Source organism: Pseudolysinimonas kribbensis, from assembly GCF_039531715.1.
Taxonomy (GTDB): Bacteria; Actinomycetota; Actinomycetes; order Actinomycetales; family Microbacteriaceae; genus Pseudolysinimonas; species Pseudolysinimonas kribbensis.
In genome coordinates this window covers 371,810-395,467 of sequence record NZ_BAAAQO010000003.1, presented here as the reverse complement: position 1 = coordinate 395,467, position 23,658 = coordinate 371,810, and the positions used below count along the sequence as shown (strand labels likewise).

Genomic DNA, 23,658 nt, shown 5'->3' with positions numbered 1-23,658 from the left:
GCAGCCCGAAGCGGCGCGCCGGAGCTGGCAGCGACGGCCGTTTCCGGCTGTCGCAGCGGCGGCGGCGCCGACGCCCGTCTCGGACGTAGGAATCCGGCAGCGAGGCGCCTCAGGCGTCCCGCTTCTCCTTGATCTTCGCCTTCTTGCCGCGCAGCTCGCGCAGGTAGTACAGCTTCGCGCGGCGCACGTCGCCGCGGGTGACGATCTCGATGTGATCGATGATCGGCGAGTGCACGGGGAACGTGCGCTCGACGCCGACCTGGAAGCTCACCTTGCGGACCGTGAAGGTCTCGCGGATGCCCTCGCCCGAGCGGCCGATGACGACGCCCTGGAAGACCTGGATACGGGAGCGGCTGCCCTCGACGATGTTCACGTGCACCTTGACGGTGTCGCCGGGGCGGAAGTCGGGGATGTCGGACTTGAGATGGGCCGCATCGACGGAGTCGAGGATGTGCATGGCGCTATCGCTCTCTGCGCGCGCCGCGGGTCGCACGCTGTTCGGTGTGAAGAATCGGAAATGGCGGCCCGAGCGTCAGATGCGGCTCCCCCAGGGCAGAGCCCGCCGGGCACAAGGGTCCATCATGCCAGACTCTGCCCCCGACCGTAAACTCGTGCCTCGTGATCGAACTGCGCACCCCGGCCGAGATCGAGCGGATGAGGGTCGCCGGTGAGTTCGTCGGCAGGGTGCTCGAGGCCACCCGCGATGCCGCGGACGTCGGCGTCAACCTGCTCGAGCTCGACGCGCTCGCGCACGACATGATCCGCCGCGAGGGCGCCGAGAGCTGCTACATCGACTACCACCCGTCGTTCGGCGCGTCGCCGTTCGGCAAGGTGATCTGCCTCTCTGTCAACGACGCGGTCCTGCACGGACTGCCGCACGACTACGTGCTGCGGGATGGCGACATCCTCTCCCTCGACTTCGCCGCGTCGGTCGACGGCTGGGTCTCCGACTCGGCCCTGTCGATCGTCGTCGGAACCCCGCGGCAGCAGGACCTGGACCTCATCGCGACCACGGAGAAGGCGCTGAAGGCCGGCATCGCCGCCGCGACCGTCGGCAACAAGGTCGGCGACATCTCCGCGGCGATCGGCGACGTCGCCCACGGCGCCCGGCTCAAGGTGAACACGGACTTCGGCGGGCACGGGGTGGGTCGGATCATGCACGGCGACCCGCACATCCCGAACGACGGGCGCGCGCATCGCGGCCTGCCGCTGCGTGCCGGGCTCGTGTTCGCGATCGAGCCGTGGTTCATGCTCGGCACCGACAAGATCTACACCGACGACGACGGCTGGACCCTCCGCTCTCGCGACGGGTCCCGCGGCGCGCACGCGGAGCACACGGTCGCCGTGACGGACGACGGCCCGATCGTGCTGTCGGCGCGGGCGGGTCGGGCCGGCTAGAGCTCCGGATCGTCGAGCAGCTCCGGCCGCATCCGCCGCGTGCGCTCGAGCTGCTGCTCCCGGCGCCAGGCGTCGACCGCGCCGTGGTTGCCGCCGAGCAGCACGGCAGGCGTCTCGAGGCCGCGCCAGATGGCGGGCTTGGTGTAGCTCGGGTACTCGAGCAGGCCGTCCTCGTGGCTCTCCTCGACGAGGCTCTCGGGGTTGCCGACGACGCCCGGCACGAGCCGTCCGACGGCCTCGATCATCGCCATGGCCGCGACCTCGCCCCCGTTCAGCACGTAGTCACCGAGGCTCAGCTCGAGCACCTCGTGCTCGAGCGCCGCCCACTCGACGACGCGTTGATCGATGCCCTCGTAGCGTCCGCAGCAGAAGACGAGGTGCTCGCGATCGGCGAGTTCCCGCGCGAGCGGCTGCCGGAACAGTCGGCCGGCCGGCGTCGGCACCACGACCGTGGACACCGGGGTCAGGATGGCGTCGAGCGCCTCGCCCCACGGCTCCGGCTTCATGACCATGCCGGCGCCACCGCCGGACGGCGTGTCGTCCACGGTGCGGTGCCGGTCGTGGGTGAAGTCGCGCAGGTCGTGCACGACGACCTCGAGCAACCCGTCGCTGCGCGCCCGCCCGAGCAGCGACACGTCGAGCACGGAGAAGAACTCCGGGAAGATCGTGACGATGTCGATCCGCACCCGTCGAGCGTAGCGACGGGGCGGCGGCGCCGACCTGATGTCGAAGAATGCGCCGCGATCGGCACCACAGCTCGACTATGCGCGTGAGGGGCCGAAAACGGCGCTCCTCCACACGGCCCACGACGTGGGCGAGTACCCGGAACGCGCAGCCCGCCCGACCTCGCGATGCGACGGATCGCACTCTCGGGCATGGACATCACCGAATACCTGCGCCACACCGAAGGCGTCGCATCGCGTCGCCGCCTGCTCGCCAGCGGTTTCACGGATCGGAGGATCGCCGCCGCCGTGCGGGCCGCACGCATCCACCGCGTGCGGCCCGGATGGTTCGCGCTTCCGGGCGTTCCCGCCCGACTCCGCGCTGCCGTCGCCGCCGGCGGACGGGTTTCCTGCGCATCGGCACTCGCACTGCGCGGCGTGTGGATCCTCGACGAGAACGGACTCCACGTCTCCGTTCCCGACGGCTCGCACCGACGGTCACGCCCGGGGTGCCGCATCCACCACCGCGTTCTGCGAGGCAGCGGGACGCCGAGTCTGGTCGAGTCCCCGATCGAGGCGCTCGAGCAGCTCTCCCATTGCGCGAGCCCGCTCGAGACCGTGATCGCCGTGGACTCAGCGCTCGAAAAGGGTCTCATCGTGCCCAGCCAACTGGAGCCGGTTTTCGGCCGGAGTCGCCGCGGTCGATGGGTCCGCGAGCATGCGGACGGGCGCAGCCAATCCGGCACCGAGACCATCGTCCGATTGGCCCTCCGCCGTCGGCGGGTGCGACTGCGACCACAGGTGACGGTGCCCGGTGTCGGCCGGGTCGACATCGTGGTGGGCGACCGTCTGGTGATCGAGCTGGACAGCCGGACATGGCACGACAATCCGGAGGCGTACGAGCAGGATCGCCGTCGGGACCTCGCCCTCGTGGTGCTCGGATTCGTCGTCGTCCGGCTCAGCTACCGGCGTGTCATCGAGGACTGGGATGCGGTGGAGGCGGATCTGCTGACGCTCATCCGGCGCGGCGAACACCGATGGCGAGGGTCGCGCGCTGAAGGTGACGTCGGAACGGGCAGCTCGACCGCCTCACCGGCGTGAGTTGCCGCTCGCGGCGTATTCTTCGACGCCGAGCGCGGATCGGCGACGGCGCGCGGCCAGGCGACGGCGCGCGGCCAGGCGGCGTCGCGAGCGACTAATCCGCGGCCGGAGGGGTGGGCTCGACGGGAGCGGGCTCCGGGCTCGGAGCTGCGGTGCCCTGCGTCGTGGCGGCGGGCTCCGGGTCGTCGTCAGGCAGGTCCTCGAAGAGTCCGGCCGGCGGCGTGAGGGTCACGGTGCCCGCCTCGATGTCGACGGCCGGTACGATCGCCGCGACGAACGGCACGAGCACCTCACCCTCGCCGACGGCGATCGCGAGCAGGTCCTGGGCCGGGAGGTGGTCGACACGGGCGACGAGGCCCACTTCGACGCCGTCGCGCAGCGCCCGCAGCCCGACGAGCTGGTGGTCGTACCAGGCGTCCTGCTCCTCCGGCAGCTCCGTCTCGTCGTGGTCGACCCAGAGGATCGCCTTCACGAGCGTCTCGGCGGCCGTGCGGTCGTCGACCCCTGCGAAGAACGCGACCGGATGCCCGTTGTACACGCGCAGCTCCCGCAGCTCCAGCGTCTTGCCGTGCCACTCCGACGACGTCGGAACCTGCAGGGCGAACGTGGCGCCCGGCTGGAACCGGCGCTCGGGATCGTCGGTGTAGAGCTCGAGTTTGAGCGCACCCTTCAGCCCGTGGGCCTTCACCAGGCGCGCGACGCGCAGCTGGGTCGTTCCGGGCCGCGGGGCCTTGGCGCGGGCGCTCACGCCTCGTCGGTGTCGACGACGTCGACACGCACGCGGCGGCCATCGGCCAGCGCGGTCACGAGGGTGCGCAGAGCCTTGGCGGTGCGCCCCGCGCGGCCGATCACACGGCCGAGGTCGTCGGGGTGCACCCGCACCTCGAGCAGCTCGCCGCGCGAGGTCTCGGACGAGTCGACCCGGACGTCGTCCGGGTGGTCGACGATCCCCTTGACGAGGTGCTCGAGGGCGGATGCCAGCACGACGCTGCTACTCCTTGTCGCCGGAGCCCTCGGCGTCGTCGACGGCCGCTTCGGCGTCGGTGACTGCCTCGGACTCGGGGGTCACCTCGGGCTCGGCCGCGTCGGCCGCGGCTTCGGCCCGCTCGGCCGGGGTCTCGACGGCTGCGGTCGACTCGTCGGCGGCGACGTCGTCGCCGGTCGCCCCGGCGGCATCCGCGTCGGCCGCGGGCGCCTCCTCGGCGACGGGGGCGGCGGCGGGCGCCTCCTCGGCCTTCGGCGCCGGCTTGTCGGCCTTGGGCTTGAGCACCGGCTTCTTCTTCTCGTCGGCCTGGAACTCGACCTTGGCCGAGCGGCCCTGGACGGTGGACTTCGCGTCCTTCTCGCCCTTGAAGGTGCCCCAGTCGCCGGTGAGCTTGAGCAGCGCGGTGACCTGCTCGGTCGGCTGCGCGCCGACGCTGAGCCAGTACTGGGCGCGCTCCGAGTTCACCTCGATGAACGACGGGTCCTCGGTCGGGTGGTACTTGCCGATCTCCTCGATGACGCGTCCGTCGCGCTTGGTGCGCGAGTCGGCGACGACGATGCGGTAGTACGGCGCACGGATCTTGCCGAGCCGCTTGAGGCGGATCTTGACAGCCACGGTTCTCCTGATGTGTAGGCGTTGGATGAGTTCGAACTGCAGCCGTGCGCGTGGGGCACACGCGGCAGAAAGCTCTGAATGGGTTCCCGCGCCGGATAGAGGGTCGAGCGGTAGGACCGAGGAGCTATTCTGGCAGATTTTCGACGGAGGCGGGAACCGGCACTCGTCCGTCGGCGCTGCGACGCCGTGAGAGCGCGACGCCCGCGAGCGCGAGAACGCCCCCGGCGATCGCCAGCCAGGTCGGCAGCTCGCCGAACACGACGAGCGCGAGCACGATCGTGATGACCGGCACGACGTACGTCGAGATGCCGAGGCGCCCCGCGGGCATCCGCTGCAGGGCGTACGCCCAGGTCGAGAAGCCGATCCCGGTCGGCACGATGCCCAGGTACAGGATGCCGAGGTCGGCCGCCACGGAAGCGCGGGACAGCTCATGCGCGAGCTGACCCGCGAAGGGCAGGCACGCGACCAGGCCGATCGCGCATCCGAGGAACGTGACCTGCCCGGCGGGGAGCCGTCGGATCGCGGGCTTCTGCACCAGCACCCCGATCGCGTACGTGACGGCCGCCACGAGCGCCCACAGCACTCCCACGACGTCGACGGGATGGCCGGCCCGTGCCGAGAGCGAGGTGCCCAGCCCGATGAGCACGACGCCGCAGAACGCGACGCCCGTGCCGATCAGCAACCATCGGGGCACGCCCTCGCCGAGGAACGCGCCGCCGCCGAGCGCGATGAGGATGGGGCCGATGCCCACGAGCATCGCCGACGTGCCGGCGTCGAGGGTGTGCTCGGAGATGTTGAGCGCGACGTTGTACGCCCCGAACCACGCGACCCCGTACACGACGATCTGCACCCATTCGCGGGCGGTGGGGCGCGTCCAGCGCCGCTGCACGAGCGCGACGATGCCGAGCGCGAGCGTGCCGACCGCGAGGCGGCCGAGGGCGAGCGCTCCCCCGCCGAGATGCGGCGCGACTCCGCGGATGACGACGAACGCGCTCGCCCAGGCGAGCAGCGTCACGCCGACGGCGACGAGGGTCAACACGCGTTCGCGGGACACGCGTTCGACCCTAGGGCTCGCGTGCGACACGAACGCGCGGGTCACTCCCCCCGGAAGCTCCTGCGCCAGGCGAGCAGCTGCCGTGCCGCCTCGAGGTCGTGGTCCGGGCCGTCGGCGTCGGTCTGGAACAGCCGCACGCCCAGCTCGTACTGACGCTCGAGCACCGCGGTATCCACGTGTCCGCCGGTCCGGGTCATGACGCCGGTCGAGAGCTCGATCTCGTCCATGTCGCGTCCGACCGCGGCGCAGTGCTCGCGCAGGATGCCGAGCTTGCGCTCGAGGGTCTCCGGGTTCGAGAAGCTGTGCCAGATGTCGGCATGCTCCGCGACGATCCGGAGCGTCTTCTTCTCGCCTCCCCCGCCGATGAGGATCGGGATACGGCGCACCGGCGCCGGGTTGAGCTTCTGCCAGCGCGCCCGGATGCGCGGAAGGTCGGCGGCGAGCGCGTCCAGACGCGACCCCACCGTGCCGAATTCGTAGCCGTACTCGGCGAAGTCGCGCTCGAACCAGCCCGACCCGGTGCCGAAGATGAACCGGCCGTCGCTGATGTGGTCGATCGTGCGGGCCATGTCGGCCTGCAGGTCGGGGTTGCGGTACAGGTTGCAGTTCACGAGCGGCCCGAGTTCGACGCGGGAGGTCTGCTCCGCGATCGCGGCCAGCATCGTCCATGCCTCGAAGTGCAGCCCGTCGGGGTCGCCGCTCAGCGGAAAGAAGTGGTCCCAGTTGAGGACGATGTCGACGCCGAGGTCCTCGAGACGCTGCACCGTCTCGCGGATGCCCGCGTAGGTGGAGTGCTGATTGGTGACCTGGACGGCGATGCGGATGTTGTCGGATGGCACCTGTCGAGCCTACGGAGGCGGCGGCCTCACACGCTGGCGGTCGGCACGGCCCGGTCCTCCCGCCGGAGCAGCATCAGCACGGCGGGCAGGAACGTGGCCAGCAGCGCGGCGAGCTGCACCGCCCCCGCGATCGGGCCGCCCACGAAGTTGGCGACCGCGGCGATCAGGGCGGCCACGGGCACCCAGATCGCGACCCGGTGCGCCCGGCGCAATCCGATCATCAGGATGATCGGCCCGAGTGAGAAGCCGACGAGGAATCCGATGAGCAGGATCGCGGTGAGCGGGTCGCCGTCGTCGGCGCGCATGACCGCCGTGGCGGCGCCATCCCCAACGCCCGGCCCCGCGAGGTCCGCGAAGAGGCCGAAGAAGAGCGAGAGGTGTGCCGCACCGATGCCGAACCCGAGCGCGGTCACGGCGCCGCCGATCGTCGTGAGCACCCAGCCGCGCTCCCGCACCTGCATCGTGAGGACCGCGACACCCGCCGCCCACGCCAGCGGCCCGAACACCGCCAGCAGGCCGCACAGCAGCCAGAGCGATGGCTCGTCGTGCGCGGCCGAGGTGGGCGAGGAGGCGCCCGCCTGCAGCATCCACTGCAGGAGCGTCGTCGCGATGAGGCTGGCCAGGCCGAGGAGGATGCCGACGGCGGCGAGCCGCCGCCAGGTGAGCTGCGAGGTCATGGGGTTCCCTTTCGATACGAGCCGACGACCGCCGGCTCCTCAGGGTGGCGAGCGGCGGGATGCGGCCGCGTCGTCCGACCGGGCGAATCCCGGGCGCGGAGGTCGCCCGATCGGGCGACGCCGGACGGCCATGGCCGTCACTAGAGTGACGCCATGCGCTCGCGGCTGGGCCGATGGGCACGAGTGCGGATCGCCGGTCTGCCGCTCGTCGACGTGGTCGTCTCCGCCGTGCTCACGATCACGGCCGTCGTCGGGATCCTGACCGGCGAGGTCGACGAGGGACCCCTGGCGCTGACGCTCCCGGTGGCCGTGGCGACGACGGTCGGGCTGCTGTGGCGCACGCGCCTGCCGGTGCTCACCGCGGGGCTCCTGCTCGGCGCGGACCTCGTGCAGGGTCTGCTCGCACACCCGTCCGGATCGATCTGGTCGCTCATCGCGCTGATCCTCGCGATGTACTCCATCGCCGCCGGCTACCGCGAGGGGACCGCCGCGCTGATCGGGCTCGGCTTCATCGGCGTCCTGCTCATCGAGGAGCGGATCGACAACGGCCCGGACTACCTGTTCATCGCCGTCGTGTTCGGGGGCACCTGGCTGCTCGGGCGCGCCAGCCGGCTCTGGCGGGGGCGCGTGACCCGGGCCGAGCGGGAGCGGGAGCACCTGGCGGCGCTCGCGGCGGCGGAGGAGCGGGTGCGGATCGCGCGCGAGCTGCACGACATCCTCGGCCACACCCTCGGCATGATCACGGTGCAGGCGGAGGCCGCCGACGCCGCGCTCGATCGCGATCCCTCCCGGGCACGGGAGCCCGTGCGCGCGATCGCCGAGAACGCCCGCCGGTCGCTGCACGAGATCCGGGATGTGCTCCACCTGGTCCGCGACGACGGTCTCGACACGGTCACCTCGGGGATCGACGGCATCCGGACGCTCGTCGCGGACGCCGAGCGGGCCGGCGTCGACGTCGCGCTCGACACCGTGGACGCCGAGGGCGTGCCGTCGGTGGTGCAGCGTGCCGCCTATCGCATCGTGCAGGAGGCCATGGCCAACGCCGTCAAGCACGCTCCCGGCTCCGCCGTGCGGGTGCGCCTCGAACGCGGACCCGACGAACTGGTCGTCGAGGTCGTCAACGGGCTCGGCCGGCCCGCGCCCGCGTCGCGGGACGGCGCCGGGCTGGCGGGCATCCGCGAGCGCGCCGACGCGCTGCGCGGCACCCTCGAGGCGGCGCCCTACCAGGGCGGGTTCCGGGTCCGTGTGCGGTTCCCGCTCACGAACGAGGAGCCCGCATGACGCGCGTGGTCATCGCCGACGACCAGGAGCTCATCCGCACCGGCTTCCGCCTCATCCTCGATCTCGAGCCCGACGTCGAGGTGGTCGGGGAGGCCGCCGACGGCGAGGAGGTCCTCCGCCGCGTCGCGGCGACGCATCCGGACGTCGTGCTCATGGACATCCGGATGCCCGGTCTCGACGGCATCGAGGCGACGCGCCGCATCGCGGCGGCCGGATCGTCGACGCGGGTGCTCATCATGACCACGTTCGACCTCGACGAGTACGTGTTCGCCGCGCTGCGGGCCGGCGCGAGCGGCTTCCTGTTGAAGGACACCCCGCGCGGGCAGCTGATCGACGCCGTGCACACCGTGGCCCGCGGCGAGGCCTTGCTGTCACCGAGCGTGACGACCCGGCTGATCGAGCGATTCGTGGCGCGAGCCGACCGGGAGGCCACCGGCCCGATCGCCGCGCTGACCGCTCGGGAGAGGGACGTGCTGCGCGCGATCGCGGACGGCCTGACCAATCACGAGATCGCCCGGCGTCTGATCGTCAGCGACGCGACCGTCAAGACCCACGTCGCGCGGATCCTCGCCAAGCTCGGCGTGCGCGACCGGGTCCAGGCGGTCGTTCTCGCGTACGAGAGCGGGTTCCTGAGGGTCGGCTCGCGCTGAACTCAGCGCCGGCCGAGCATCTTCTGCAGTGCGGCCAGCTCCTCCTCGGAGGGCGCGCCGCCCGCGGGCGTCTTCGTGCCGCCGAGACCGAAGCCCGACCCGCCGGATGCCGATGCGCCCGGCGCCTTGCCCCCGGCCGCGAGCGCCGCGTTCTCCGCCGCGCGCTTGGCCGGATTGCCCGACTTCGACTTCTTCGCCGCCTGCTGCTTGCGCTTGCCCGCGTATGACGCCCCCGGGATCGGGCCCATGCCGGGCACCTGCGGCACGCCGCCCTTCGCGACCGTCTTCATCATCTTGGCCGCCTGCTCGAAGCGGGTGACGAGGGCGTTCACGTCGGTCACCGTCATGCCGGAGCCCTTCGCGATCCGCAGCCGGCGCGATCCGTTGAGCAGCTTCGTGTTCGTCCGCTCGGCCTTCGTCATCGAGCGGATGATCGCCTCGGTGCGGGTGATCTCGCGCTCGTCAAAGTTCTCGAGCTGCTCCCGCATGCCGCGCGCCCCGGGCAGCATGCCCAGCATCCCCTTGATGGAGCCCATGTTCTTGAGCTGCTGCATCTGCTGCAGGAAGTCGTCGAGCGTGAACGAGTCGGTCGCGAACTTCTCGGCGGTCCGCCGCGCCTCGTCCTCGTCGAACGCGGACTGCGCCTGCTCGATCAGGGTCAGGATGTCGCCGAGATCGAGAATTCGGCTCGCCATGCGATCCGGATAGAACGGTTCGAAGTCGTCGAGCCCCTCGCCGGTGGACGCGAACATGATCGGCCGGCCGGTGACCGAGGCGACCGAGAGGGCGGCACCGCCGCGCGCGTCGCCGTCGAGCTTGGAGAGCACGACGCCGGTGAATTCCACGCCCTCCTGGAACGCCCGGGCGGTCTGCACCGCGTCCTGACCGATCATCGCGTCGATGACGAAGAGAACCTCGTCGGGATCGACGGCCTTGCGGATGTCGGACGCCTGCTTCATGAGTTCGGCGTCGATGCCGAGCCGGCCGGCCGTGTCGACGATGACGGTGTCGTGCTGGCTGCGCTCGGCCTCCTTGACGCCGTCCTTGGCGACCTTCACCGGGTTGCCCACGCCGTTGCCGGGCTCCGGAGCCCACACCGGCACGCCCGCCTGCTCGCCGACGACCTGGAGCTGCGTCACCGCGTTCGGGCGCTGGAGGTCCGCCGCGATGAGCATCGGGGTGTGGCCCTCCTTCTTGAGCCACTTCGCGAGCTTGCCGGCGAGCGTCGTCTTTCCCGCGCCCTGCAGGCCCGCGAGCATGATGACGGTCGGCGGCTTCTTGGCGAACTCGAGCCGGCGCTGCTGACCGCCCAGGATGCCGATGAGCTCCTCATTGACGATCTGAACGACCTGCTGGGCCGGGTTCAGCGCCTTGCTGACCTCGTCGCTCAGCGCGCGCTCGCGCACCCGCCCGGTGAAGTCCTTGACGACCTCGAGGGCGACGTCCGCGTCGAGCAGCGCGCGGCGGATCTCGCGCACCGTGCCGTCGACGTCGGCGGGGCTGAGCTTGCCCTTGGTGCGGAGGTTGCGGAAGGTCGCGGTGAGGCGATCCGAGAGCGATCCGAAGGTGGCCATGAGGATTCCAGCCTAACCGCGGAGGGCTCGATGGGTACTGTGGGCGCGTGCCGCTGATCCTGCCGTTCGAGGGCGTCTGGCCCGACATCCACGAGTCCGCGTTCATCGCCCCGAACGCCACGATCATCGGACGGGTTCGCATCGCGGCCCGTGCGAGCGTCTGGTACGGCGCGGTGATCCGCGCCGACCTCGACGAGGTCGAGCTCGGCGAGGGCAGCAACCTGCAGGACAACTCGGTGATCCACGTGGATGCCGGCGTGCCGACCCGCATCGGCCGCGACGTGGGCATCGGGCACGCCGCGATCATCCACGGCGCCACCGTGCACGACGGCGCGCTCGTCGGCATGGGCGCCCGGCTGCTGAACGGCTCGGTCACGGGTGCGGGGGCGCTCATCGCCGCGGGCGCCGTGGTGCTGGAGGGGCAGGAGATCCCGCCCAACGCGATCGCGGCCGGCGTGCCCGCGAAGGTGCGCGGGGAGATCAGCGACCCCGGGGTCCGGGAGCGGGTCGACCGCAACGCCGGCGCGTATCGCGAACTCGCGGCGCGACACGGGGCGCTGCAGGCATGAGCTGGAAGCCCCTCTGGTCGGAGTACGACCGACTGCTCTTCCACCCGTTCGGGGTGGGCGCCATCCTGAGCCTGACCGTCACCGTCGTGGCGACCTGGATCTGGGCCAGCCCGGTGCTCGCCGCGTTCGAGATCCTCATCGTGCTCGCCGCGGTCGTCTACCTGGCGATGTACCTGCTCATCCCACGGGTGACCATCGCCGACGAGACGTTGAGATACCGGTCGATCGTCGGCGTGACCCGGTCGTGGCCGCTGAAGAACGCCACGTCCGCCGCCCTCGTCGCCGACCTTGTCGCGGATTGGGGCAGCCGGGCCGCGCGCCCCGATGCGATCGACCGCGGATACGGCCGCAACCTCTTCGTCTTCGGCGCGGACGGCCGCCGACTCTTTCGCCTGATGGGGAGCGGATGGTCGATGGCGCAGCTCGAGCAGATCGCCGCGGCGCTTCCCGCAGCCGAGGTGGATGACATCGCCCAGCGACTCGACGACGCCGCGCTCGAGAAGCGGCATCCCCGCTCGCTGCGGTGGGCCGAGCTGCACCCGATGGCGTACTCGCTGCCGATCGCGCTGTTGTTCGTCGTGCTCATCTTCGTGATCGGCTACTTCGCCATCGGACCGGGGTCGCCCGGATTCTTTCCGGGCTCTGCCGGCTGAACGATCCGGGCGCCGCCCTCAGCTCGTGAACTCGCTCAGCGTGAACTCGGCTCCCCACGGGTCGCGGATCCGCGCCGAGCGCACCCACATGCCGTCGTAGCGGCCCAGCACCTCGTCGCCGAGCCCCTCCGCCGTCTCGGCGGCGGCGTCCCGGTCGTCGACGGAGAAGCTCACGTGCCAGTGCGGGCCCTCGTCCGCCTCGGCCTCGACGGCGCCGGCGACCGCGTCGGCGAAGCCCTCGGGCGCGTCCGCCTGACGCTCCCGGATGCCGGGGTCGACGGTCGCCTCGAGGTGGTCGCCGTAGCCGGGGAGCCGCAGCACGTGGTGCGCATCGGGACCCATGTCCGCGACCTCCCACCCGAACACACAGCCGTAGTAGGCGAGCCCAGCATCGAGATCGGTCGTTTGGAGGTCACTGAAGTTCCACGAGTTCGCCGCGTTGTTGACCTGCGACCCGCGTCGCATGCCGGCCTGCCACAGCCCGAACTCGGCACCCTGGGGATCGCGTACCGATGCCCAGCGTCCGGCGGGCCCGGCATCCTGGGGCGGGTGGAGAACCGTGCCGCCCGCGTCCGACGCCGCGCCCGCCACGACGTCCGCGTCGTCGACCGCGATGTAGGTGAGCCAGCGCGGCGCGCCGTCGGCCGTCGCGATCGAGCCGGTGTCCTTGCCGCCGAGGGAGGCGAGCAGGAAGCGTGCGGGAGCGCCCGGGGGCAGCCGGTCCTCGAACGCCCAGCCGAGCAGACCGCCGTAGAAGCGGACGGCCGCATCGACGTCGGTCGCCTGGTATTCGATCCAGCTCGGGACGCCCTGCGGGTAGGTGTGCGGGTTGTCGGGGGTTCCCTCGGCCATGTGTCGACGCTAGGCCGGACCCCCGACGCGAGTGGGAACGATCGGCGCGGATCAGGCGCGCAGCGCGGCGAGCAGAGCGCCCGCGACCTCCGGGCGGATCGGGTAGCCGGCGCTGAACGAGAGCCGGGTCGCGACGCCGCCGAAGCGCTCACGCAGGGTGCTCGCGACCTCCGCCGGCGAGCCGACCGCGGCGAACGCGGCGAGCATGTCGTCGTCGACCGCGCCGGCCATCTCCGCCCACTCCCCGCGCCGCGACGCCGCGTGCAGGCGCTCGTGCACGGCCTCCCAGCCGTGCAGGCGCATGACCGCGAGGTACTCCGGGGTCGAGCCGTAGAACGCGATCTGGCGGCGCGTCGCCTCGATCGCGGCGTCGAGCTCGGCGGTCGTCTCGCCGACGGCGATGAAGGCCGGGATGCTGAGGCCGAATCCCGCCGGCAACGCCCCGTCGAGCGCCCGGCCCGCCGACGTCGCCCCCGCCGCGAGCGCGGGCAGCGTCACCTCGCGCAGGTAGCGCTCGGTCGTGAAGGTGTGGGCGAGCAGCCCGTCGGCGATCGCGCCCGCCGTCTCGGTCATCCCGGCACCGACCGCGGCGACCCACACCGGGGGCGGCCCGAACGGGTTGGGTCCGGGCGAGAAGAACGGGGTCATGAGAGTGTGGCGGTAGTGCTCGCCCTCGAAGCGCAGGCGCTCACCCGTCGCCCAGGCACCCCAGATCGCCCGCAGCGCCGCGACGTACTCGCGCATCCGGGCCGCGGGGGCCGACCACGGCATCGAGAAGCGGCGCTCGATGTGCGTCTTGATCTGCGATCCGAGGCCGAGCACGAACCGGCCCTGCGACACGAGCTGCAGGTCGTTCGCGGTCTCGGCCACGACCATCGGGCTGCGGGCGAACGCGACCGCGATGCCCGTCATGAGCGTGACCCGCTCGGTGCGCATCGCGGCGGCCGTGAGCGAGACGAACGGATCGTGCCGGGTCTCGGCGGCGAAGATGCCGTCATAGCCGACCGCCTCGAGGTCGGCGGCGCCCGCAGCGAAGGTGCGGGGATCGGTTCCGGGATCTCCCCCGGCGTCGAGCAGGAACGGGGCCGTCACCTGCGCGAGCCTAACCGAGCCGGTAGATCGCTCCTCGACCTCCGCGCCGACGCCGGGGCGAGCGACGGCGACGGGCAGCAACGAGACCACGGATGCCGCCGGCGAAGAGAGGCCGCGACGCTCGCGCTCCTCAGCAGGGGGCCATTGCGACGACGCCCGCGGTCAACGTCGATGTGCCTCCGAGCAGATGCACTGCGGACACACCGAGCTGGGCGATCGCCTGAGAGGTTCCAGCGGGTATGCAATCGTGGTGAACCGTATACATCGGCTCATCCACCGAACCCGCCCACGCTCCACCGGCGAGCGCATCGGGAAAGTTCTCTCCGGTCGCGATGAACGCGGCACTTGCCGACGTGAAATAGGCGGCGTTGATATTCACCGAGGCCGCGTACCGATCCGCGCCTCCCAGTCGGACGACGTTGCTTGCACCGAGAATCCGGACGAGTTGAGCCTCGATGCCGGTCGACACGCTCGCAGGGCCTCCTGTGATCACGACCTTCGTGGTTCCGAGGTTCTGGAACATCTGCAACGTCTCCTCCGGGAGGGCGGAGGAGGGCCCGTCGACGAGGAGGAGCGGCGCGTCGACCGTGTGCGCCGCCGGACCAGCACTCAGCGCATCCGGGAAGTTCAGGCCGTTCGTGATGAAGACGGTCGGCGCCCCGGAGGGCCAGGACGACGTCACGACGGACCGAGACGCAGCAAACCGATCGACGCCGTCCCGGCGAACGATCTGTGCCGACGGCAGCAGGGACGCCACCCGGCTGAGGACCGCCGGCGAGACGGAGTTGACGCCGCCGAGCACGACGACCTTCGTCGGATCCAGGCTCACCAGGGTCTGTGCAACGTCGGAAGGCAGCGAGGTGGGCGTCGTCAGGAGAATCGGAGCGTTGTCGCGCATCGCTGATGGCCCGGCTCCGAGGGCATCCGGGTAGTTGAGGCCATTGGTGAGGTAGACGGTCGACGCACCGGTCGGGTAGGCCGATTTGGCGATGAGGTCCGCATTCACGAAACGGTCCGCTCCGCTCACTCGGGTCTCGGTGACGTTCCTGAAGGACCCGGTCACGGTCGCCGACGTCGACCAGGTTCCCCATCGGGTCGTTATCGAGTAGGTGTGCGTCCCCGCGGTCAACCCGGACAGCGGGAACTGGAAACCGTTGTGCGGTGCCGTCACCATCGTCGGAGCGCCCCCATCGAACGAGACCGATGCCGCCAGCGGGGTCGTCGCGTGCCCATCGTTCGATTCGGTCATCAGTACGGTGGCGATCCCGTTCGGCGCCGGGGTGGTGACGGTCGGCGTCGGCACCGTGACCGCGGGCTCCCAATCCGGGAACCGTTGGGCGACCGATTCGTAACCCCCAGGACTTCGCAGCTCGAACGCCGCGGAAGCGTAGCCCGACGCGCTGCAATCCTCGCCGATCGAACCCGACATGATCGCGATGGCGCTGAACCCTTCGAGCACCGCGCCGCCGCTGTCGCCCTCCTTGCTGCAGAGGTCGTTCGAGATCATCTCGCTGACGAGGTTGCCCGAGACGTTGACGTACTCGTCAACCGCGGCGATGTGCCCGCACGTCCAGCCCGTGCGGATTCCGGACTTGCATACGACCGCTCCAACGATGGGAGTCGCTTCGTCGAAGACGGGGATCGGCGTCGACGCGAGCGGTGCCCCGCTCCCGTTTCCCCACGTGAGCGCCGCCGGCTTCTGCGTGATGCCGGGATCCGTGCTGAGAAGCCCGGCGTCGAAGCCGCCGCCGAACTGGTTTCCGTTGGCGACCGGGGTCCCGACCGCCGCGCCGAGTCGGCTGTCGGCGAAGTCACCCGCCCGGGGCATGCTCAGCGTGGAGATGGGACCGGTGGCGCCCGAGATGTCGGCAAAACAGTGGCCTGCGGACAGGATCTGGCGTCCCCCGGTCGAGACCTGATATCCCACGAAGCCGACAGAGCACAGGTTGTAAAGGCTGCCGTCCTGCGTCCACGCCCAGCCCGACCCGTCGTTCACGTCCGCCGTGGTGCGGAACAGGCGGGTATCGGCGTGCCGGTCGGGCGCAGGCCCGTCATCAACCACGGCCCCGGTCGCACGGACCGTCGCGACGTCGGCCCCTGATCCGAGGCTGACCACGAGAGAGGTGCCGACCATTCGGGCATTGCGGACATCGACGCCGGACGCCTTCAACTCGGAAACGATCTTCGCCGCATCAGCGCCGGCCGCCGCTGCTGCGAGATACGCAGCAGGACTCATGGACAGGTCGTGACGTACCGCGGTCACGACTCCCTCCGGGAGGAGTGCAGCCTGCGCGACGAAATCGGAAGCACGATAGCTGCCCAGATGGTCGATCTTCGGAGCGTCATGAGCCGGCGCGGCTGCTGCCGTCCATGGCGCCACGATGGTGATGCCGGCGGCAGCGAGGGCGGAGGCGAAAATAGCAATGCAACGCTTCATGGGATTCCCTCGCTGTACGGCCGCCGGACTCAGTTCATCCGCATACTACGCGCCGGCGAGGATCTCTCGGAGACGTCGGGGCGTCCCGCTGGGCGGCGCGGGACGGAGCAACGGCGTGCGGGCGGCGGCTCGCCGTCCGCTTCATCCCACTCCGGCAGCGTCGGCATCACCCCACCAGCTGCTGCGCGAAGGCCGACGGGCTGAAGCCGGTGAGGTCGCCGATGCCCTCGCCCTGGCCGATGAGCTTGATCGGGATGCCCGTCTTCTCCTGCACGGCGAGCACGAACCCGCCCTTCGCCGACCCGTCGAGCTTGGTCAGTACGAGGCCCGTCACGCCGGCGTGCTGCACGAACGCCTCGGCCTGGTTCAGGCCGTTCTGACCGGTCGTCGCGTCGAGCACGAGCAGCACCTCGGCGACCGGCTCGAGCTTCTCGACGACCCGGCGCACCTTGCCGAGCTCGTCCATGAGCCCGCTCTTGGTCTGCAACCGGCCCGCGGTGTCGATGAGCACGATCTCGATGCCGTCGCGCTGCGCCTTCTCGACCGTCTGGAACGCGACGGATGCCGGATCCTGCCCCGCCTGCTGCGGTCGCACCACTTGCGCCCCGGCCCGCTCTGCCCACGTCGCGAGCTGCTCGACCGCCGCCGCCCGGAACGTGTCGGCGGCGCCGACGACGACGGTGCGGCCGTAGTTGGTGAGGAACTTCGCGAATTTGCCGATCGTCGTCGTCTTGCCCACGCCGTTGACCCCGACGACCAGCACGACCGCGGGGCGGGCACTCAGCGTGAGGGTCGGGTCGAGGCGGGCCAGACGCTCCTCGATCGTCTCGCGCAGCATCCGCTGCAGATCCTTCGGGTCGGTCGTGCGGAACCGGGCGACCTTGCCGCGCAGCTCCTCGACGATCTGGTCGGTGACGTCGGGGCCGAAGTCGGCGCCGATGAGCGCGTCCTCGAGGTCGGTCCACGTCTCGTCGTCGATCGTGCGCCGCGCGAACATCCCGCGCAGGGCGCCGCCGAGCGAGAACGAAGCCATGGATTCAGCCTAGAGTGCGGCTCCGGGCGATCCGGCGCTCGGCAGGATGGGGCGATGCGGATCACCGACACGAGCGACCTGTGGTGGAAGAGCGCCGTGATCTACTGCCTCGACGTCGAGAAGTTCATGGACTGGGACGGCGACGGCGTCGGCGACTTCGCCGGCCTCGCGCATCGCATGGACTACCTGCACGAGCTCGGGGTGACCTGCCTGTGGCTCATGCCTTTCTACCCGACCCCGAACCGCGACGACGGGTACGACATCTCCGACTTCTTCGGCGTCGACCCGCGCCTGGGCGACCTCGGCGACCTGGTCGAGGTGATGCGCCTCGCCAAGGATCGCGGCATCCGGGTCATCGTCGACCTCGTCGTGAACCACACCTCCGACGAGCACCCGTGGTTCCGGTCGGCGCGGGCCGACCGCACCTCTCCGCACCGCGACTATTACGTGTGGCGGGACCGCCCGCCGCGGAACTCCCCGGAGCCCGTCTTCCCGGACGTGGAGACGAGCGTGTGGCAGCTCGACGAGCAGACGGGCCAGTACTACCTGCACAACTTCTACCGGTTCCAGCCCGACTTGAACGTCACGAACCCGGCGGTGCGCGACGAGGTGGTCAAGATCATGGGGTTCTGGCTGCAGCTCGGGGTCTCGGGGTTCCGGGTCGACGCGGTGCCGTTCCTGGTCGAGATGGATCGCGGCGACGGCGACCCGCGCGAGCTCGAGACGCCGATGGACTTCCTCAAGTCGCTGCGCGCGTTCCTGGAGCGCCGCGAGGGCGAGGCGGTCATGCTCGGCGAGGCCAATCTGCCGCGCCCGGCGCAGAAGCAGTACTTCGGCGGTCCGGACGGGGACGGGCTGACGATGCAGTTCGACTTCATCTCGATGCAGAGCATGTACCTCTCGCTCGCCCGCAAGGATCCGCGCCCGCTGCAGAAGGCCCTGACCTCCCGGCCGGCGACCGCGACGCAGTCGCAGTGGGCGAACTTCGTGCGCAACCACGACGAGCTCACCCTCGACAAGCTGAGCGACGAGGAGCGCGAGGAGGTCTTCGACGCGTTCGCGCCCGAGGAGCGCATGCGGGTCTACGGCCGCGGCATCATCCGCCGGCTGCCGTCGATGCTGCTGGGCGATCCGCGTCGCATCCGGATGGTGTACAGCCTGCTGTTCTCGCTGCCCGGCACCCCGGTGCTGTTCTACGGCGAGGAGATCGGGATGGGCGAGGACCTGGCCGCCGGCGGGCGGGCCGCGGTGCGCACGCCGATGCAGTGGACCGAGGGGGAGAACGGCGGGTTCTCGTCCGCCCCCGCCGGCGACCTCGTCGCCCGCGTCGTGCGCGGGGGCTTCGCGCCGGAGCACGTCAACGCCTCCGCGCAACGGCACGACCCCGAGTCGCTACTGCAGTTCGTGCGGCTGCTCATCGCGCGTTACCGCTCCTCGCCCGAGATGGGCTGGGGCCGGTTCGAGCTGATTCGGCATCGGACCCGCAGCGTCATGGTGCACTCGCTGCGCGACGAGGAGGGACGGATGATCGCCATCCACAACTTCAGCGACGAGCCCGCGACCGTGCGCTTCACGATCGACGACATCGGCGACGGATGCCGGCTCGTCGACCTGCTCGTCGACGGCCGGGTCATCGATGCCGGCGCCGACGGCGGGGTCGAGATCGCCCTCGACGGGTACGGCCACCGCTGGCTGCGCGTGCTGGAGCCCGGGTCGCTGCGGCTCGGCTGACGCGGGAGCTCCCGCGGGCGCGTTCCGTCAGACGCGCTCCGGCAGACTGAGGGGGTGACCTATGCGTTCATCCGCCACGGCCAGACCGACTGGAATCGCGACGACAAGCTGCAGGGCTCGAGCGACATCCCCTTGAACGAGGCCGGGCGCGGCCAGGCGCACGAGGCGGCACGCGTGCTCGCGGAATCGAGTGCGTCGGGGTCGGGACCGTGGACGGCGGTCGTCAGCTCACCCCTGTCGCGGGCGCGCGAGACCGCCCGGATCATCGCCGCGGATCTCGGGGTGGAGCTGGGCCCGAGCTATCCGGATCTCATCGAGCGCGATTACGGCGCCCTCGAGGGCACGTCCTCGAGCGCCGCGGTCGCGCAGCATCCGCACCGCGACTACCCCGGCGCCGAGACGCTCGACGATGTCGCCCGGCGCGGGCGGCGCGCGGTCGACGCGATCGACGCCGACTACGGGGATGCCGAGGTCGTCATCGTGGCGCACGGCACGCTGATCCGGTACACGCTCGCGTCGCTCGCGGGGCATCCGATCGAGGGGATCCGCAACGGCACCATCTCGACCATCGAGCGCGACGACCACGGCGGCTGGGTGGTGCTGACCGTCAACGGCAACCCGTGCGAGGCGGCCGACGACGAGGGCCGGCACTGGCCCGGGATGGCGGGCTGAGTCAGGCGCTCGCGGGCTCGGCGTCGCGGCTCGCGACCCGCTGCCCGACGACGGCGCTCACGCCGTCCTGACGCATCGAGACGCCGTAGAGCGCGTCGGCGATCTCCATCGTGCGTTTCTGGTGCGTGATGACAATGAGCTGCGAGCTCTCGCGGAGCTCCTCCATGACGGTCAGGAGCCGGCCGAGGTTGGCGTCGTCGAGCGCCGCCTCGACCTCGTCCATGATATAGAACGGGCTCGGCCGCGCCTCGAAGATCGCGATGAGCAGCGCCACCGCCGCGAGCGAGCGCTCGCCGCCGGACAGCAGCGACAGCCGTTCGATCTTCTTGCCGGCGGGCTTGACGCTCACCTCGATGCCCGTCGCAAGCAGATTCTCGGAGTCGGTCAGCGTGAGCGAGCCCGAGCCGCCGGGGAACAGGATCGGGAACACCCGGTCGAACGCGTCGCGCGTGTCGGCGAAGGCGCTCGCGAAGATGTCCTGCATCTTGCCGTCGATCTCCTCGATGATCGTCAGCAGGTCGGCGCGGGTCTTCGAGAGGTCCTCCAGCTGCTCCGTGAGGAACTTGTGGCGCTGCTCGAGCGCCGCGAACTCCTCCAGAGCGAGCGGGTTGACCCGGCCGAGCTGCGCGTACGTGCGCTCGGCCCGCGCGAGCCGCGCCTGCTGCCGCGCCCGGTCGAACGGCTCCGTGCGCACGTCGGCCGCGTCGGGCTCGACCTCCCCCGCGGACGAAACTTCAGGAGACGCGCCGGCATCCGGGCCATCTGCGACGGAATCGCCGACGGTCTCCTCGACTTTTGACGGAAAAGCGTCGGCGGCGGCGTCGGCGGCGGCGGCGTTGGCGCCAGCGTCGGCGGCGGACGCGGCGGCGGCACTAGGCGCGAGGGCGGAGGGCGCGGGGGCACGGGGGGCGTCGACGGGGACCGGGACCTCGGGGCCGTACTCGGCGACGAGGACGTCCTCGACGAGGCCGAGCTCCTCGGCGGCGCGCTCCAGCAGGGTCGAGAGGTGCAGCTTCTTCTCGTAGGCCTGCATCTCGAGCCCGTGCACGTTGTCGTTGAGCGCGGCGAGCCGGTCGCGCAACCCGGCCTCGGTACGGCGCAGCTCCACGAGCTCCTCGTTCTGCTTCGCGCGATCGGCCTCGGCGACGGCGAGCTCGACCCGCGCCTGGGCGAGCGAGCGATCGGCGACGTCGAGCACGGCCGGCAGCGCGGCGACGACCTCCTCGGCGGCCGCCACCTGGTGCTGGCGCAGCACGGCGAGCCGGGCCGCCTCCTCGGCGGCGGCGCGCTCCGCCTCCAGCTGGCGACGCAGCGCCTCGACCTGCGCCAGCTGTGCCCGCACGCGCTCGCGCGCGGTCTCGAGCTGGACCCGAGCCTGTACCTCGGACGACCGGGCGGCCTCGAGCTCGGCGAGCATGCCGTCGCGGGCGCTCACGTCGAGCATCGGGCGGGGCGTCGCGGCGTGCCCGTCGCGCTCCGACACGGCGTGCGCGACGCCCTGATCGGCCTCGGCGACCGCCTCCTCCAGCACGCGCACGGCCTGCGCCAGACGCTCGCCCTCGGCCGTCGCGGCCTCGAACGCGACGCGCGAACGGCCGAGCGCCTCGCTGCGCTGCGCGAGCCGGACGTCGAACTCCTTGAGCGCGGCCGCCGCCTGCGCCTGATCGATCTGCGCGAGGTCGAGCGCCTCGCGCTTCCCGGTCAGGGCGAATCGCTGCCGCTCGATCGAGGTCGTGACCTCGACGAGGCGGGCCTGGGCGGCATCCCGTTCGGCGACGAGTTCGACCTTGCTGCGCCCGGCGCCCGAGCCGCCGCGCAGCACGTGCTCGGTGAGCACGTCGCCCTCGCGCGTGATGACCGTCGATCCGGATGCCAGGGCCGGCCACGCCGCGCGCGCCGCGTCGAGATCGTCCGCGACGACGATCCCGGCCAGCAGCCCGCGGATCCCGCTCGGCGCCTGCACGAGGTCGGCCGCGGCCTCGACGCCCGCGGGGAGGGAGCCGGATGCCGCGGCATCCGGGGCATCCGCGATGACGATCTCGACCCGCCCGGCGTCGCTGGAGCGCGCCTGCCGCAGCGCGGCGACGCCCGCGTCGAGCGAGTCGGCGAGCACGGCGTCGGCGAGCGAGCCGAGCGCCGCAGCGATCGCCGCCTCGTACCCCGGCCGGATCGTGAGGTGCTCCGCCACGAGACCCCGGATGCCGGTGGCGCCCGCGATCGACGCCGACCCGTCCTTCTGGTCGAGGGCGAGCGAGAGCGCGCCGGTGCGGGCGGCGAGCGCGTCCCGCTCGCGCTCGGCGGTGTGCAGCTCGTCGCGCAGCGACTCGACGTCCGCCTGCAGCGCGGTCACCGCGGACTCCGCCGCCGTCACCGCCTCGTTCAGGTCGATGTCGCGGTCGACCGCGCTGCCGTCGTCCTCGACCTCCATGAGCTCGATCCGCGCCTGCTCGCGTCGCGCCTCCGACGCCTCGAGCGCCGCGCGCTGGCGGTCGAGCTCGCCGCGGGTGGCGGCGGCGCGCGACTCCGCCGCGTCGACCGCGCCCTTCAGGCGCCCCTGCTCGAGGTCGTGCTGCGAGACGAGCGCGCTCTGCGCGCTGATCTCCTCGTCGAGGGCGTCGAGCGCGGCCCGCACGGTCGCGGTCGCGGCGCTCGCGGTGCCGAGCGCGGTCTCCGACTCGGCGACCCCGGCCTGCAGGCGCGCGGCCTCCTCCCGGGCGTCCTCGATCATCCGGGGCGAGACGGTCGCCGACATGCCGGGCAGCTCCGCCTGCTGCGCGAGCAGCGAGAGTCGCTGCTGGGCGAGCGTGTAGAGCGATCGGAGGTGATCCTGCACCTGCTCGAGCCCGAACGCGACGCGCCGGGCGCCGTCGACGGCATCGCCCGTCATGGAGGCCTCGAGGCGCTCCTGCCGCAGCCGCGACTGGTCGAGCTGCTCCTGCAGCACGAGCCGCTCGGTCTTGCGCTCCGACTCGCTGCGGCTCACATCGGTGATCGCGGCCCGCAGCTCGACGACCTCATCGGCCAGCAGACGCGCGCGGGCGTCGCGCACGATCGCCGCGATGGTCTGCGCCTCGCGGGCGATCTCCGCCTGGTGCCCGAGCGGCTTCAGCTGGCGCCGGATCTCCCCCGCGAGATCGCTGAGCCGCGTGAGGTTGGCCTGCATCGCCTCGAGCTTGCGCAGGGTGCGCTCCTTGCGGCGGCGGTGCTTCAGGATGCCGGCGGCCTCCTCGATGAACCCCCGGCGCTCCTCGGGGGTCGCGTGCAGCACCTGATCGAGCTGGCCCTGGCCGACGATCACGTGCATCTCGCGCCCGAGGCCGGAGTCGGAGAGGAGCTCCTGCACGTCGAGCAGGCGCACCTGCTCGCCGTTGATGGCGTATTCGCTGCCTCCGTTGCGGAACAGCGTGCGCGAGATCGTGACCTCGCTGTACTCGATCGGCAGCGCCCCGTCGGCGTTGTCGATCGTGAGGATCACCTCGGCACGGCCGAGCGGACCGCGCGTCGCGGTGCCGGCGAAGATGACGTCCTCCATCTTGCCGCCGCGCAGGGTCTTGGCCCCCTGCTCGCCCATGACCCAGGCGAGGGCGTCGACGACGTTCGACTTGCCGGAGCCGTTCGGCCCGACGACGCAGGTCACGCCCGGCTCGAACGCGAACGTGGTGGGCTGCGCGAAGGACTTGAACCCCTTCAGGGTCAGGCTCTTCAGGTACACGCGGCTCCCGTCGTCGGTGACTCAGGGTACCCGCGCGCACGGGTCGAGCAGGCGCGCCCCGCGGCTCCGGA

21 protein-coding genes and 1 pseudogene are annotated in these 23,658 nt (G+C 71.5%); 8 read left to right on the top strand and 14 right to left on the bottom strand.

The features are described from left to right. Positions 1 to 109 precede the first annotated feature (109 nt). Positions 110 to 457, bottom strand: a complete 348-nt coding sequence (gene rplS / locus ABD285_RS08450; RefSeq protein WP_284252979.1) for a 50S ribosomal protein L19 — start codon at positions 455 to 457, stop codon at positions 110 to 112. A gap of 161 nt (positions 458 to 618) precedes the next feature. On the opposite strand from rplS, the gene map reads away from it, so the two are divergent. Continuing rightward, a complete protein-coding gene (gene map, locus ABD285_RS08445; protein WP_344201913.1) occupies positions 619 to 1,398 on the top strand; it encodes a type I methionyl aminopeptidase in 780 nt (259 codons plus the stop codon). Here map and trmD read toward each other — a convergent pair. After that, the gene (gene trmD / locus ABD285_RS08440; protein ID WP_284252981.1) at positions 1,395 to 2,084 is read right to left on the bottom strand and encodes a tRNA (guanosine(37)-N1)-methyltransferase TrmD; all 690 of its coding nucleotides are present in this window, start codon (positions 2,082 to 2,084) and stop codon (positions 1,395 to 1,397) included. The two genes, map and trmD, sit on opposite strands and share 4 nt — an antisense overlap. Before the next feature lie 738 nt (positions 2,085 to 2,822). On the opposite strand from trmD, the gene ABD285_RS16990 reads away from it, so the two are divergent. After that, positions 2,823 to 3,161 (top strand): endonuclease domain-containing protein, encoded by a 339-nt coding sequence (locus ABD285_RS16990; RefSeq protein WP_425565013.1) that lies wholly within the window; start codon positions 2,823 to 2,825, stop codon positions 3,159 to 3,161. A gap of 94 nt (positions 3,162 to 3,255) precedes the next feature. Here ABD285_RS16990 and rimM read toward each other — a convergent pair whose 3' ends face one another. The 6 genes and pseudogenes from rimM to ABD285_RS08405 all read right to left on the bottom strand — a co-directional run bounded on the left by rimM (position 3,256) and on the right by ABD285_RS08405 (position 7,331). After that, positions 3,256 to 3,909 carry a ribosome maturation factor RimM gene (gene rimM, locus ABD285_RS08430; RefSeq protein ID WP_284252986.1) on the bottom strand — a complete coding sequence of 218 codons (654 nt, stop codon included), beginning with the start codon at positions 3,907 to 3,909 and terminating at the stop codon, positions 3,256 to 3,258. Next, entirely contained in the window at positions 3,906 to 4,145 is a 240-nt protein-coding gene (locus tag ABD285_RS08425; protein ID WP_344201908.1) for an RNA-binding protein, read from the bottom strand. Before ABD285_RS08425 ends, rimM begins: the two co-directional genes overlap by 4 nt. 214 nt (positions 4,146 to 4,359) lie before the next feature. Continuing rightward, positions 4,360 to 4,761, bottom strand: a pseudogene (gene rpsP, locus ABD285_RS08420) (30S ribosomal protein S16); the annotation flags it as partial. A gap of 124 nt (positions 4,762 to 4,885) precedes the next feature. Further along, positions 4,886 to 5,815 carry a DMT family transporter gene (locus ABD285_RS08415; RefSeq protein WP_344201905.1) on the bottom strand — a complete coding sequence of 310 codons (930 nt, stop codon included), beginning with the start codon at positions 5,813 to 5,815 and terminating at the stop codon, positions 4,886 to 4,888. A gap of 41 nt (positions 5,816 to 5,856) precedes the next feature. Next, on the bottom strand, positions 5,857 to 6,654 hold the full coding sequence (locus ABD285_RS08410) for an LLM class F420-dependent oxidoreductase (protein ID WP_344201902.1): 798 nt from the start codon (positions 6,652 to 6,654) through the stop codon (positions 5,857 to 5,859). A 26-nt stretch (positions 6,655 to 6,680) separates the two neighbouring features. Next, positions 6,681 to 7,331: a hypothetical protein gene (locus ABD285_RS08405; RefSeq protein WP_284252988.1), complete on the bottom strand. Its 651-nt coding sequence runs from the start codon at positions 7,329 to 7,331 to the stop codon at positions 6,681 to 6,683. Between the two features lie 153 nt (positions 7,332 to 7,484). Between ABD285_RS08405 and ABD285_RS08400 the strand changes: the two genes are divergently transcribed. Both ABD285_RS08400 and ABD285_RS08395 read left to right on the top strand, forming a co-directional pair. Further along, positions 7,485 to 8,612 carry a sensor histidine kinase gene (locus ABD285_RS08400; protein ID WP_344201897.1) on the top strand — a complete coding sequence of 376 codons (1,128 nt, stop codon included), beginning with the start codon at positions 7,485 to 7,487 and terminating at the stop codon, positions 8,610 to 8,612. Then, positions 8,609 to 9,262, top strand: coding sequence for a response regulator (locus tag ABD285_RS08395; RefSeq protein WP_284252993.1), 654 nt, complete (start codon positions 8,609 to 8,611; stop codon positions 9,260 to 9,262). The genes ABD285_RS08400 and ABD285_RS08395 overlap by 4 nt, the downstream gene beginning before the upstream one ends. A gap of 2 nt (positions 9,263 to 9,264) precedes the next feature. On the opposite strand, the gene ffh is transcribed toward ABD285_RS08395, so the two are convergent. Next, complete coding sequence (gene ffh / locus ABD285_RS08390; protein ID WP_284252995.1) at positions 9,265 to 10,836, bottom strand: signal recognition particle protein; 1,572 nt, start codon at positions 10,834 to 10,836, stop codon at positions 9,265 to 9,267. A gap of 47 nt (positions 10,837 to 10,883) precedes the next feature. Here ffh and ABD285_RS08385 point away from each other — a divergent pair, with 47 nt between their 5' ends. Continuing rightward, entirely contained in the window at positions 10,884 to 11,405 is a 522-nt protein-coding gene (locus ABD285_RS08385) for a gamma carbonic anhydrase family protein (protein ID WP_284252997.1), read from the top strand. Beyond that, the gene (locus ABD285_RS08380) at positions 11,402 to 12,058 is read left to right on the top strand and encodes a hypothetical protein (protein WP_284252998.1); all 657 of its coding nucleotides are present in this window, start codon (positions 11,402 to 11,404) and stop codon (positions 12,056 to 12,058) included. The genes ABD285_RS08385 and ABD285_RS08380 overlap by 4 nt, the downstream gene beginning before the upstream one ends. Positions 12,059 to 12,076: 18 nt before the next feature. On the opposite strand, the gene ABD285_RS08375 is transcribed toward ABD285_RS08380, so the two are convergent. The 4 genes from ABD285_RS08375 to ftsY all read right to left on the bottom strand — a co-directional run bounded on the left by ABD285_RS08375 (position 12,077) and on the right by ftsY (position 17,472). After that, positions 12,077 to 12,910 carry a VOC family protein gene (locus tag ABD285_RS08375; RefSeq protein WP_344201892.1) on the bottom strand — a complete coding sequence of 278 codons (834 nt, stop codon included), beginning with the start codon at positions 12,908 to 12,910 and terminating at the stop codon, positions 12,077 to 12,079. 51 nt (positions 12,911 to 12,961) lie between these two features. Continuing rightward, positions 12,962 to 14,002 (bottom strand): TIGR03617 family F420-dependent LLM class oxidoreductase, encoded by a 1,041-nt coding sequence (locus ABD285_RS08370; protein ID WP_344201889.1) that lies wholly within the window; start codon positions 14,000 to 14,002, stop codon positions 12,962 to 12,964. A 130-nt stretch (positions 14,003 to 14,132) separates the two neighbouring features. Continuing rightward, the gene (locus ABD285_RS08365; protein WP_344201886.1) at positions 14,133 to 16,439 is read right to left on the bottom strand and encodes a cell wall-binding repeat-containing protein; all 2,307 of its coding nucleotides are present in this window, start codon (positions 16,437 to 16,439) and stop codon (positions 14,133 to 14,135) included. Between the two features lie 166 nt (positions 16,440 to 16,605). After that, the gene (ftsY, locus tag ABD285_RS08360; RefSeq protein WP_284253004.1) at positions 16,606 to 17,472 is read right to left on the bottom strand and encodes a signal recognition particle-docking protein FtsY; all 867 of its coding nucleotides are present in this window, start codon (positions 17,470 to 17,472) and stop codon (positions 16,606 to 16,608) included. 54 nt (positions 17,473 to 17,526) lie between these two features. On the opposite strand from ftsY, the gene ABD285_RS08355 reads away from it, so the two are divergent. Next, positions 17,527 to 19,203 carry an alpha-amylase family protein gene (locus ABD285_RS08355; protein WP_344201883.1) on the top strand — a complete coding sequence of 559 codons (1,677 nt, stop codon included), beginning with the start codon at positions 17,527 to 17,529 and terminating at the stop codon, positions 19,201 to 19,203. Between the two features lie 54 nt (positions 19,204 to 19,257). After that, positions 19,258 to 19,875 (top strand): histidine phosphatase family protein, encoded by a 618-nt coding sequence (locus tag ABD285_RS08350; RefSeq protein WP_284253005.1) that lies wholly within the window; start codon positions 19,258 to 19,260, stop codon positions 19,873 to 19,875. 1 nt (position 19,876) lies between these two features. Here ABD285_RS08350 and ABD285_RS08345 read toward each other — a convergent pair whose 3' ends face one another. Then, positions 19,877 to 23,587, bottom strand: coding sequence for a chromosome segregation SMC family protein (locus tag ABD285_RS08345; RefSeq protein ID WP_344201880.1), 3,711 nt, complete (start codon positions 23,585 to 23,587; stop codon positions 19,877 to 19,879). Positions 23,588 to 23,658: the final 71 nt, after the last annotated feature.